At 69.4% G+C, this 11,640-nt stretch carries 10 protein-coding genes; 8 read left to right on the top strand and 2 right to left on the bottom strand.

All coding sequences use genetic code 11. The annotated features are described in order from the left end of the window. From D472_RS0102265 to D472_RS0102245, 5 genes are all read left to right on the top strand, one after another. Window positions 1-397: tripartite tricarboxylate transporter substrate-binding protein (locus D472_RS0102265; RefSeq protein WP_017602880.1), on the top strand; the 397-nt coding region annotated here is incomplete at its 5' end. Between the two features lie 14 nt (window positions 398-411). Next, a complete protein-coding gene (locus D472_RS0102260; RefSeq protein ID WP_051045921.1) occupies window positions 412-906 on the top strand; it encodes a tripartite tricarboxylate transporter TctB family protein in 495 nt (164 codons plus the stop codon). After that, window positions 903-2,411: a tripartite tricarboxylate transporter permease gene (locus D472_RS0102255; RefSeq protein WP_017602878.1), complete on the top strand. Its 1,509-nt coding sequence runs from the start codon at window positions 903-905 to the stop codon at window positions 2,409-2,411. Before D472_RS0102260 ends, D472_RS0102255 begins: the two co-directional genes overlap by 4 nt. Window positions 2,412-2,460: 49 nt before the next feature. Beyond that, the gene (locus tag D472_RS0102250) at window positions 2,461-3,330 is read left to right on the top strand and encodes a dihydrodipicolinate synthase family protein (RefSeq protein WP_017602877.1); all 870 of its coding nucleotides are present in this window, start codon (window positions 2,461-2,463) and stop codon (window positions 3,328-3,330) included. Window positions 3,331-3,395: 65 nt separating this feature from the next. Next, the gene (locus D472_RS0102245; RefSeq protein ID WP_033302987.1) at window positions 3,396-5,105 is read left to right on the top strand and encodes a dihydroxyacetone kinase family protein; all 1,710 of its coding nucleotides are present in this window, start codon (window positions 3,396-3,398) and stop codon (window positions 5,103-5,105) included. Between the two features lie 98 nt (window positions 5,106-5,203). On the opposite strand, the gene D472_RS0102240 is transcribed toward D472_RS0102245, so the two are convergent. Beyond that, window positions 5,204-6,298, bottom strand: coding sequence for a zinc-binding dehydrogenase (locus D472_RS0102240; protein WP_017602875.1), 1,095 nt, complete (start codon window positions 6,296-6,298; stop codon window positions 5,204-5,206). Window positions 6,299-6,558: 260 nt separating this feature from the next. On the opposite strand from D472_RS0102240, the gene ddaH reads away from it, so the two are divergent. Continuing rightward, entirely contained in the window at window positions 6,559-7,398 is an 840-nt protein-coding gene (ddaH, locus tag D472_RS0102235) for a dimethylargininase (RefSeq protein WP_033302977.1), read from the top strand. A 202-nt stretch (window positions 7,399-7,600) separates the two neighbouring features. Continuing rightward, entirely contained in the window at window positions 7,601-8,224 is a 624-nt protein-coding gene (locus tag D472_RS0102230; RefSeq protein ID WP_017602873.1) for a TetR/AcrR family transcriptional regulator, read from the top strand. 261 nt (window positions 8,225-8,485) lie between these two features. Here the strand turns inward: D472_RS0102230 and speB are convergent, their stop codons facing one another. Next, on the bottom strand, window positions 8,486-9,445 hold the full coding sequence (gene speB, locus D472_RS0102225) for an agmatinase (RefSeq protein ID WP_017602872.1): 960 nt from the start codon (window positions 9,443-9,445) through the stop codon (window positions 8,486-8,488). 292 nt (window positions 9,446-9,737) lie between these two features. On the opposite strand from speB, the gene D472_RS0102220 reads away from it, so the two are divergent. Beyond that, window positions 9,738-11,285 carry a PucR family transcriptional regulator gene (locus D472_RS0102220; RefSeq protein WP_017602871.1) on the top strand — a complete coding sequence of 516 codons (1,548 nt, stop codon included), beginning with the start codon at window positions 9,738-9,740 and terminating at the stop codon, window positions 11,283-11,285. Window positions 11,286-11,640: the final 355 nt, after the last annotated feature.

Below are 11,640 nucleotides of genomic sequence, written 5' to 3'. Positions count from 1 at the left end.
CCCCCCCGCCGTCACGGCCGCCGTCGGCGGCCAGGTGGACGCCGTGGTCGCGGGTGTCTCCGAGACCGCTCCCGCCCACACGGACGGTCGGCTCCGTGTCCTGGCCGTCTTCGACTCCGAGCCCACCGAATCCCTGCCCGAGGTGGAAACGGCCGCTGAACAGGGCGTGGACATCGTGATCGGTGGCTGGGGCGGCATCGGCGCACCGACCGGGCTGTCCGACGAGGTCCGCTCGGCGCTGGAGGAGGCGTTCGTCCAGGCGGCCGACTCCGAAGAGTTCCGGACGATCATCACCGACTCGGGCAACATCCCGGTCAACGTGGACTCGGACGAGTTCGCCGAGTTCGTCGACCAGGAGCACGCCCGCTTCGCCGAGCTGCTCGAGGGCCAGGGCTGAGCCTCGTGGCCGACATGACCACACCCCCGGACGCGCCCACCACGGGTGGTGCGCGTCCGGGACGCAGACTACGGGACCTGGTCCCCGCCGCGGCCGGCGTCGCGCTCTCCGTGGTCGCCTTCGTCCTGGCCGCACAGATCCCCGAAGGGGCCCGCCTCACCCAGTTCAGCCCGAGGTGGTGGCCGGAGTCGCTGGCCGTCCTCCTGTTGTCGCTGAGTCTGGTCCTGGCCGCCGGGGCGCTGCTCCGGCCGACCGTGGTCGTGGCCGAGGACGTGCCGGAGACCGCGACCCGACAAGGAACGTGGCGGCTCGTCGCGATGGTCGCGTCGATCGTGGGCTACGGCGTCCTGTGGTACTTCGTCGACTTCCGGGTCTCCACGGCGGTGTTGTTCGTCGCTTTGACCTGGCTGGGCGGTGGCCGTGGATGGAAGGCGCTCCTCCTCTTCCCGGTCGTCGTGACCACGATCCTCTACCTTCTGTTCGGCGTCCTTTTGAGAGTCCCGCTATGAGTCCGATAGTCGAAGGTTTCGGTGCCCTCTTGGACCCCCTGGTCCTGCTGTGCATCGCGGCGGGTGCCCTCCTGGGTATGCTCGTCGGCGCCTTTCCCGGAGTGACCGCCACCATGGCCGTCGCCTTGGCCAGTGGTTTCACGCTCTCCCTGGAGCCGCTCCCGGGACTGGCGGTCTTGCTGACGATCTACGTGTCGGCCAACTTCGGCGACCGGGTCCCGGCGATCCTCGTCAACACCCCGGGCACACCGGCGTCCATCTCCACGACCTTCGACGGTTACCCCATGGCCCGCCAAGGCAGAGCGGGACTGGCCCTGACCTCGTCCGCCTTCGCCTCGGCGTGGGGAACGATCGTCGGCGTGATCCTGCTCATGGTCGCCGCCATCCCACTGTCCCGGCTGGCCCTGAACTTCGGCCCCGCCGAAATGTTCGCGCTGGTCGTGTTCGGTCTGACCATGATGATCGGGGTGTCCGGCGGCCGGATCGTCAAGGGGCTCATGGCGGGTGGGCTGGGCCTGCTCTTGGCGGCCGTGGGCCGGGACCCCATCACGGGCACGCCACGATTCACGTTCGGGGTCTCGGAACTGTCCGACGGCATCCCCTTCATCGCCGCGATCATCGGACTCTTCGGTATCGCCGAGGTCATGAACCAGATCCTCGTGCACCGTCGAGGCCAAGCCGTGGAGCCGATCAAGGACTTCGGTCGCTGGTTCCCCACCCGTGCGGACTGGCGCACCATGTTCAAGCCGATGGCCATCGGTAGCGGTGTCGGTGGCGTGGTCGGCATCGTGCCCGCCACCGGCGGTGACATCGCCGGCATCCTCGGTTGGGACCAGGCGCGCAGACTCTCCAAACGTCCCGAGGAGTTCGGCAAGGGGTCGCTGGAGGGCATCACCGCCGCGGACACCTCCTCCAACTCCACCCTCGGTGGTTCGGTCACCACGACCCTGGCCTTGGGGTTGCCCGGCGACTCCGTGATGGCCGTCATGATCGGCTCCATGGTCGTTTGGGGCATCCAGCCCGGCCCGTCCCTGTTCTCCAACCAGCCGGATTTGGTCTACAGCATCGCCGGGATCATGCTGATCGCCACGGTGGTCGCACTCGTGATCAGCATCCTGCGCATGCGTGGCGTGGCCAAACTCCTGGAACTGCCACAGCATTTCTTGTGGGCGGTCATCCTCGTCTTCTGCATGGTCGGCACCTACGCGGTGAACAACAGCGTCCTGGACGTCGCCGTGATGCTCGTGTTCGGTCTCCTCGGCCTCTTCCTGAAGCGTTTCGCGATCCCGCCCGGTCCGGTCGTCCTCGGCCTGATCCTGGGCGGTCTGGCCGAGGGCAACCTCCGTCGGGCTCTGGAGATCGGTGGAGTGGAGAACATCTTGACCAGCCCCATCGCCCTCGGCCTCCTGACGGTGAGCGGGCTCGCCCTCATCGTCCCGCCGCTGCGAGGCGCCTGGCGTGCGCGCCGTGCCCGCGCCGTCGAGGGCACCACCCCGGCACCCTGATCCGGATTCGACCGGTGACCGCCCCTTTCCCATCAGAGGAGAATCACGCATGTCCGTCCACGCGAAGGTGATCACCGCCCTTCCGACCCCCTTCACCTCAGACGAGGCTCTCGACCCCGAAGCCACCGCCGCGTTGTTCACGGCGGTGCGCGACCAGGGGGTCGACGGCGTGTTCGTCGCCGGCACCACCGGTGAGTTCACCGCTTTGGAGGACCAGGAGCGGATCAGGGTCATCCGCACGGCACTGGAGGTCTTCGGACCGGAGAGGGTCTACGCCCACGTGGGGGCGGCCGCTCCCCGTCAGGCCGAATCCCTGGTCCGCGCCGCCCTCGAGGCCGGGGCGACCCGATTCGCCGCCATCACGCCCTTCTTCCTGCCCGCCCCCGAGGACGCGCTGGTGCGTTACTACGAGCGTCTGGTGGCCGCCGCCGGTGACGCGCAGGTGCACGCCTACCTGTTCCAGGTGCGCTCCACCACCCCGGCGGCCCCCTCGGTGCTGCGCCGCCTCCACGACGTGGGTGTGCGCGGGGTCAAGATCAGCGGTGAGAGCGACGAGTCGGTGTCGGCCTACCTGGCCCAGGCCCCCACCGGTTTCGACGTCCTGTCCGGTAACGACATCGCCTTCGAGGAGTTCGTGCGTGCGGGCGGCCTCGGTGTGGTCTCCGGCGTCTCGTCCGTCTTCCCTCGGCCGTTCGTGGCGCTGCGCGACGCCCTCAACAGTGGTGACACCGATGGTGTGCGCGCCGCACAGCCCTTGGTGGCACGCGCTGTGGCGGCGGTGCGCAGCGGCAGTATCCCGCACCTGAAGGCGGGCCTGGAGGTCCAAGGGATCTCCGCCGGACCGGCGAGGGTCTGCGGCGACGCCGTCTTGGAGGAAGACCTGCGCACCCTTCGGGAGACCGCCGAGGCCCTGGCCTGACCGGCTCCCGGGACGTCCACAGAACCCGCCCCCAGGGCGATAGAGCGAGAGGTGTGTGAGTGCGCATGGCGCTGAGGAAGATCATCAACAGGCCGGAGGACTTCGTCGACGAGGTCACCGAGTCCCTGCTCATGGCGCACCCCGACCGGTTGCGCGCGACGACCCGGGATCGTAGGGCGCTGGTTCGTGCCGACGCGCCGGTCGAGGGCCGTGTCGGCATCGTCACCGGGGGTGGTTCCGGTCACCTTCCCTTGTTCCTCGGGTACGTGGGCCAGGGACTGGCCACCGGGGTGGCGGTGGGGAACGTGTTCTCCTCACCCTCCGCCGAACAGATCGCCGCGGCCACGCGCGCCTGTGACGGGGGCGCGGGTGTGCTCTACCTGTACGGGAACTACGGCGGCGACGTCTACAACTTCGACTTGGCCGCGGACGTCGTGGCGGCGGAGGGCATCGCGACGGCGACCGTGCTGGGCACCGACGACGTCCTGTCCGCACCCCGGGGCAAGGAGGACACCCGACGCGGAGTGGCGGGGCTGTTCTTCGCCTACAAGACGGCGGGGGCCTGCGCCGAGCGCGGTGCCGATCTGGAAACGGTGCGCTCGGTGGCCCAGCGCACCGTGGACGCCACGCGCACCATGGGAGTGGGTCTGTCACCCACCATCCTCCCCGCCGCGGGTGAACCCACGTTCACGCTCGACGAGGGGGAGATGGAGGTCGGGATCGGTATCCACGGTGAGCCGGGCGGTCACCGGGGCCCGTTGGAGACGGCCGACGCGATCACCGACCGTTTCCTCAGCGAGATCCTCGGCGAATTGGAACCCGTGACCGGGGACCGGGTGGCGGTCCTGGTGAACGGCCTGGGATCCACTCCCCTGGAGGAGTTGTACCTGATCTACCGCCGGGTCCATCAGGTACTGGGACAGCGCGGCGTGGTCATCCACCGACGCTACATCGGTGAGTTCGCGACGAGCCTGGAGATGGCGGGGGCCTCGGTCTCGGTGCTACTACTCGACGACGAACTGGCCGAACTGATCGACGCCCCGGCCGCCTCCCCGTTCTTCGGTCAAGGGAACACGGAAGCACCTCGGGCGCCTATGGAGGGCGTCGGTGCCGCCGGAGCCGGTACCGGTACGACCTCGGCCCCCACCCTCCGCCGCACCGGTACCGTCAGTGCACTGCGCGGCACACTGATCGAGGTCATGGAACGCATGCCCTCGCACGCGGAGGAATTGCGGCTGCTGGATTCGCGGCTCGGTGATGGAGACTTGGGGATCACGGTCTCTTCCGGGGCGGAGGCCGTTCGCGAGGCGTTGCTCGCGCTGCCCGAGGACGCACACCACGCCGACGTGCTCCGGAGCGCGGCCACGGCGTTCGCGGCGGCCAACCCCTCGACGTTCGCCGCGCTGACCGGCGCGGGTGTGCTCGCCGCCGCGGCCGAGGCGGAGGAACTCGCGGCCATCTCGGTCCGTGACGCCGCGCGCTTGACCGCGGCCGTTTCCCGCCGAGTGCGGGAACGAGGCGGTGCTCAGCCCGGTGACAAGACGTTCGTGGACGGATTGCTGTCGGTGCGAGAGGCCTTGGTCGGTGTGGACGACGCGGCCATCGCCGCGCGGGTCGCCGCGTCCGCGGCCGAGCGCGCCGTCGTCGAGACCAGCGCCCTGACCTCGACGAAGGGGCGTGCCGCCTGGGTGGGTGAACGCGGGGCGGGGGAGCGCGACCCGGGCTCGGTCGCCCTCCTGCGGTTCCTGGAGGAACTGCGCGACGTCCTGTCCTGAGACGGTCCCCATGGTGTGCCGTGAGGGGAGCACCATGGGGACGCCCTGTTCGGGAGTCCGTGGTATCCGTCCGACACCACGGGCTCTCGAACCTTCTTTCACCTCCCGAAGCGCACCAGGGATCGGCCGCCCTTGCCTTGACGCATCCGCTCGAAGGCCGCGGGAACGCCCTCCAAGGGGATCTCGTCGGTGATCATCGCCGACAGCCGCAGGTCACCGGAGCGCACCGACTCCGCCAGCAGCGGGATGTCCCGGTCCGGGTCACTGGAGCCGTAGACGCACCCCTGTAGCGTGCGGGCCTGGTGGAACAGCTCCAGGGCGTTGAAGGACACCTCGTCCTTGGCCGAGCCCAGGCCCACCACGGTCACCGTCCCGCCTCGGCGTGTGCAGTTCCAGGCGGTGCGCACCACCTGGGCCTTGCCCACCACCTCGAAGGCGTGGTCGACCCCACGTCCGCCGGTGAGGCCTCGGACGGCCCTGTGGGTGGATCCGTCGGCGACGACGAAGTCGGTGGCGCCAAGGGATCGGGCCAGCTCCTCCTTGTCGGGGGAGACGTCCACCGCGATCAGTGGGCCGGCTCCGGCCACCCGGGCGGCCTGCAACACGGACAGTCCGACCCCGCCCAGTCCCAGGACGACCGCCGACTGCCCCTCCCGTAGCCGGGCCGCGTTGTTGACGGCGCCCCAGCCGGTGATCACAGCGCATCCCAGCACCGCGGCGACCGCCGGGTCGATTCCATCCGGTAGCGGGATCACGGCCTTGGCCGGGACGACCGTGGCCTCGGCGAAGGCGGCCGTGCTCAACCCGGCGTAGACCGGGGTTCCATCGGTGAGTTCGGCGTAGGGGGCCTTGGTGCCGTCCAGTGCGTGTTCGCACAGGTAGGGCTCTCCCCGTAGGCAGAACCAGCACTCCCGGCAGGCGGGTGCCCAGTTCAAGATGACCTGCTGACCGGGCACCAGGTCCTCGACCCCGGGGCCGACCGCGTCGATGGTGCCGGCGCCCTCGTGGCCCAGCACCGCGGGCCAGGACTGGGCCAGGGTCCCGTTGGACAGGGACAGATCGGAGTGGCACACGCCCGCCGCCGCCAGGCGGACCCGTACCTGTCCGGGGCCGGGATCGGGCAGGACCAGGGAACGGATCTGTGGTGGTGCGTCGACCTCGTGGAAGACGGCTGCTTTGACGGTCGTAGTCATGGGAGGGCTCCAATCGCAGAACTGTCGCGACCCTAGCAATACCGTCTGGTCGGTCGGTAGCGTGGGGTGGTGCACGGGTCGCACGTGGGCGTCACGCTCGCACCCGCCGTCGCCGCTCTTCGCCCGGTTCGCGAAAAAGTCTCTGTTGACGCCTCATGGACGCGGGTATCTGATGTTCGACGGCTCGGAAACGCGGTGTGGTAAAAGCCTGAACGGCCGCGGGCCATTCGGCTTCCGAGCCACCTCGATGAGGAGGTTTCGTGATTCGACCCCTAGAGTCGGCGCCGGTGGCCCCACCCCGGCACTATCTGATGTGCAGACCCACCCACTTCGCGGTGGAATACACGATCAACCCCTGGATGAATCCGGACGCCGGAGTGGATCGTCGACGTGCCATTCGGCAATGGGAGGCCCTTCGCGATCTTTATCGATCATTGGGGCACCGGGTGAGCGAAATCGAACCCATCGAGGGTCTGCCCGACATGGTCTTCGCCGCCAACGGTGGTCTGGTCGTCGACGGTCGCGTCTACGGAGCGCGTTTCGCCAGCGCCGAACGCACCCCCGAAGGGCCCGCCTACCTCGACTGGTTCCACAACGCCGGATACACCCGGATCAAAGAACCCAAGCACGTCAACGAGGGCGAGGGTGACTTCATCACCCTGGACGAGGTCATCCTCGCCGCCACCGGCTTTCGCACCGAGGCCGCCGCCCACCAAGAGGCCGAACGGTTCCTGGGCCGCCCCGTGGTGACCCTGCAGTTGGTCGACCCCCGTTTCTACCACCTGGACACCGCTCTGTTCGCCCCGTCCGGCGACCGCGTCGTCTATTACCCGGGGGCCTTCTCCGAGGGCAGTCGCCGGGTGCTGCGCTCCCTCTACCCCGACGCGATACCGGCCACCGAGGCGGACGCCGCCGTCCTCGGCCTCAACGCGGTCAGCGACGGCCACAACGTGGTCCTCGCCGCGGAGGCCGTCGATCTCGCCGACCGGCTGCGGGACCTGGGGTACGCGGTCCATCCCGTCCAAATGGGCGAGCTTCGCAAGGCCGGGGGCGGAGCCAAGTGCTGCACCCTCGAACTTCGGGACCCCTCCGTCCGATGAGCGCGGGTCGGATTTCGCGCACTCCCGTGCGGAATCCGACCATTCAAACCCCTCAAAATGTGGGATGTGACACATCTCGAAATCTCCCCCGGAAGAGGCCCCACAGGTCACGTGCGTAATGGCGGCCAATACACGGAACGGGTCGAGGAACCCGAATCCCGGGGGCCCTTCCTCGAAACCTCGATCCCTTAGGGTCTGTCCCGTGAAGACCAAACAGCGCAGACTTCCGCGTCGGGTCAGGGAACAGCAACTGATCGACGCCGCCGTTTCCGCGTTCTCCCGGGGCGACTACCACACGGTCAGCGTGGAGGAGATCGCGGTGGCCGCCGGGACGTCCAAACCCACCGTCTACCACTACCTGGGCTCCAAGGAGGGGATCTTCACCGCCTGCGTCCGCAGGGAGATGGAACGCCTGGTGGAGGCCATCCGTACCGCGGTACGCGACCCACTGCACCCCACCGACGAGGATCCGCTGCGCAGAGGAATGCGCGCCTTCTTCGGATTCGTGATCGACAACCGCGAGAGCTGGACCGTCCTGTACCGCCGGGCCGCGGCCCAGGGACAGCCCTTCGAGGGCGAGACCCTCCGCATGCGCGACCGGGTCACCGACGAGATGGCCGACCTCATCACCACCTGCACCCGTGGTGACTACGGCGCCCTGGACCCTCGGGAGGCCCAACTGCTCGCCCGGGTGGCCGTGAGCACCGCCGACGCCTTCGCCGATTGGCTGTTGGACCACCCGGACGAGAACCCCGACACCATGGCCGGCCACGTCACCGAGCTGACCTGGTCGCACCTGCGCCCCCGACGGCCCGCCCAGGTGTGAACCACCCCGACGACTCGTCGACGATCGATCCAACGCGCTCGAGGGGTGCTCGACGCGGACGCCGTCCTCCAGGCCATAGCGTAGGCCGACAAGCCCTCGCCCCGCCCCGAGCGCTCGAACCCGCCGTGCGGCGTCTTCGACGGCGCCGCGCCGTGGGTGTTCACCCACACCCCGCACAAGCCCGCCTCGCCGAAGATCCGCAGCACACCCGCGTGTTCTTGGTCCCGTACCGAGGACGTGCGCCCCATGGTCGGTCGATTCTCAGGAGCCCGGCTCCTCCTGGTGGTTCAGGGCCAGCAGGCTCACCAGGTCGTAGGCCACGTGCGAGGCGGCCGTGGCGGTGATCTGGGCGTGGTCGTAGGCCGGGGCGACCTCCACCACGTCGGCGCCCACCAGGTTCAGGCCGGCCAGCCCACGCAGGATCTCCAGCAGCTCACGGCTGGTCAGACCTCCTGCCTCAGGGGTGCCGGTGCCCGGGGCGTGCGCGGGGTCCAAGACGTCGATGTCCACGGACACGTACAGCGGCCGGTTTCCGATGCGCTGACGCAGGGCGTCGGCGATCTCGTCCACACCCTTGCGCATCACGTCGGCGGCGGTGACGATGCCGAACCCGAAGCGACGGTCGTCCTCCAGGTCCCGCTTGCCGTACAGGGGGCCACGGGTGCCCACGTGGGCGATGGCCTCGGTATCGAGGATGCCTTCCTCCACGGCACGCCGGAACGGGGTGCCATGCGTGTAGGGCTCACCGAAGTAGGTGTCCCAGGTGTCCAGGTGGGCGTCGAAGTGCAGCATCGCGATCGGGCCGTGCACCCGGTACAGGGACCTGAGCAGGGGTAGCGCGATCGTGTGGTCCCCGCCCAGGGTGACCAGGCGGGTGCCGGCCCGCACGAACTCCGAGGCGCCCTGGTCCAGGGTCTCGACCGCGTCGCCGATGGAGAACGGGTTCACGGCGATGTCGCCGCCGTCGACCACCTGTAGGCGTTCGAAGGGGGACACGTCCAGACCCGGGTTGTAGGGACGCAGCAGCCGGCCGGCCTCACGGATCGCCGAGGGGCCGAAACGGGCGCCGGGACGGTAGGACACACCGGTATCGAAGGGCACGCCGATCACGGCGATGTCGGCCCGGTCCACCTCGTCGACGCGGGGCAGGCGGGCGAAGGTCGCCGGGCCCGCGAAACGCGGCACGAGGCTGGAGTCGATGGGTCCGATCGGTGTGTTCATGGATTCCCTTCCTGTGGGTCGGTTCTGGCGCGGCGGACACGGTGTCGGGGGCGGACATCGGGCGGGCCCGAGGCCCAAGGGCGCGCCGTCGGGCCTTGCGACACCGCGGCGGCATTGACACAGGTCACCATGCTTCGGCCAGACTAAGGAGTCGCTAGGCTCCACTCCAGTGGCCGAATCACCCCGATCTTTGCTGAACTTTGGCCGAACCGTCCATCGAGCCCGGACGGCGCCTTGGGGAGGGCAAGGAGGAGGAACGGTTTCGGAGAGGGCGAACGATCAAGAGAGGGCCATGGCCGAGAACGGGAGCGATACGCCCCACGTGCCCCTGAGCGTGGTCCTGGCCCGACGGGACCTGGCCCTGAGCACGCTCGTCGAGGTCGGCGATCCACCGATCACCTGGGCGGTCGCCGGCGAGCTCGTCGAACCCGCCGCCTACCTGCGCGGCGGTGAACTCCTGCTCACCGCCGGGGTCAACCTGCCCGACACCACGAATGGAGTCCGTTCCTACGTGGCCTCCCTGGTCGGTGTGGGTGTGTCCGCGGTCGGTTTCGGGATGGCCCCCGTCCACGAGACCGTCCCCGCCCGGCTCATCGAGCAGTGCGGGCTCCAAGGGCTACCGTTGCTGGAGGTCCCACCGGTCACCCCCTTCGCGGCGATCAGCCGCGCGGTGGGGGAGGAGTTGGGCGAACGTCACCTGCGCGACCTGCGCCGCCTGGGCGAATCCCACCAGGCCTTGGCACGTACGGTCACCACTTCCTCGCCCGTGGATCGACTACTGGCGGTGCTGGCCGACACCCTCGGTGGCTGGGCCGCCCTGACCCCCGCCGATCCCATCGGGCCCGCCCACCGCACCAACGGGGCGCCCACGCGCTTGGCCCCCGAACTACGCACGTTGGTCACCAAGCTCACCGCCTCGTCGGGACCGCGCAGCGCCAAGGTCCGCAGTGGACCCGACGAGGTCTTCCTGCACACCGTGGGCGCCTCCTCCAAGGAAGGCGAGGTGCTCCTTGTGGGCCGTCCCGACTCCCTCGACATCACCGATCGTGCGGTCCTGCGTACCGCCATCTCCCTCCTCGAACTGCTGCGTCGGGCCCGCGACGAGAGGGTTACCGCAGACCCTGGAGCGGCGCTCGTCGCCCTGTTGCTGGACGGTGCCCTCAACCCCGGTGCCGTCGGCGTGCTGGCCGAACTCACCGACACGAGCACCCCCGCCTCCGCGGAGACCCTCGCCGACTACCGGGTCCTGCGCGCCACCCCGGTGGCCCGAGGCCCCCACACGGCCGTGGACGACCTGCCCCTGGGGACCCGCCTGGTGGACCGGGTCCCCTTCGTCGAAGGGGCCCAGACCATCGTGCGCGCGATACTGGCCGACCGGACCGAGGGCGCCCACCACGAGTACCTGGACCGGTTGCGCTCTCACGGATGGATCGGCGCCCTGAGCCGGGCGATGCCCGTGGAGGACCTGGCCGACGCCGATCGTGAGGCCGCCTCCCTGCTGGTACGCGCCCGTGCCATGGAAGAACCATTGCTGTGGACGGCCGAGAGCGACCTCTTCGACACCCTGCTGGGCTCCGAGAGCGTCGCGCGGCTGAGTCGGGAGACCCTCGGCCCCCTGACGGCGGACACGTCCGCCGCCCGTACGCTGCGCACCACCCTGCGCGCCTGGCTGGCGCGGCATGGCAACTGGGACCGGACCGCCGCGGACCTTGGCGTCCATCGCAACAGTGTCCGCTACCGCATCGGTCGGATCGAACGGGACTTGGGGGTGGACCTGGCCGATCCTGAACGCCGTATGCGCCTGTGGTTCGCCCTCACCCGTCGTCCCGAGCACTCCTGAGAAGTACGTGACCCCTCAAGGACGTTCGCACCGGCCACTACAGCCGTCGATGGTTCGGTCGAAACCCCCAGGTTTCTTCTCGCCCGTGGGGACACGAAAGCAGACGCGTGCGCGAGGTCGCCATGGGTGGCCGTATCCGGCCATTTCCGGCCGTCCACGTTGAGCCGCTCCGAGCGGGGGAGGCTCTTGTGTCGAGCACTCGCCTCCACGACCCGTACGACCCACCTCCATGAGGCCCGCCTCGCGGACCTTCGAGCCCGGGTCGGGAAGCGGGCCGTAACGACGCGTAGTCCTCGACCAGGGCATGATCCGGACAGGAAACGGAAGGGTGGGCGGGGAATCACCGACGAAACCA

This window comes from Nocardiopsis alkaliphila YIM 80379, assembly GCF_000341005.1.
Classification (GTDB): Bacteria; Actinomycetota; Actinomycetes; order Streptosporangiales; family Streptosporangiaceae; genus Nocardiopsis; species Nocardiopsis alkaliphila.
Note: the sequence above shows the minus strand (reverse complement) of the source record. Positions and strands in the feature narration are given on the sequence as shown.

What these genes read in the sequence shown, in the direction of transcription:
- D472_RS0102260 (WP_051045921.1), top strand. Translation starts at nt 412, where the DNA reads ATGACCACACCCCCGGACGCGCCCACCACGGGTGGTGCGCGTCCGGGA.
- D472_RS0102255 (WP_017602878.1), top strand. Translation starts at nt 903, where the DNA reads ATGAGTCCGATAGTCGAAGGTTTCGGTGCCCTCTTGGACCCCCTGGTC.
- D472_RS0102250 (WP_017602877.1), top strand. Translation starts at nt 2,461, where the DNA reads ATGTCCGTCCACGCGAAGGTGATCACCGCCCTTCCGACCCCCTTCACC.
- D472_RS0102245 (WP_033302987.1), top strand. Translation starts at nt 3,396, where the DNA reads ATGGCGCTGAGGAAGATCATCAACAGGCCGGAGGACTTCGTCGACGAG.
- D472_RS0102240 (WP_017602875.1), bottom strand. Translation starts at nt 6,298, where the DNA reads ATGACTACGACCGTCAAAGCAGCCGTCTTCCACGAGGTCGACGCACCA.
- speB (WP_017602872.1), bottom strand. Translation starts at nt 9,445, where the DNA reads ATGAACACACCGATCGGACCCATCGACTCCAGCCTCGTGCCGCGTTTC.
- D472_RS0102220 (WP_017602871.1), top strand. Translation starts at nt 9,738, where the DNA reads ATGGCCGAGAACGGGAGCGATACGCCCCACGTGCCCCTGAGCGTGGTC.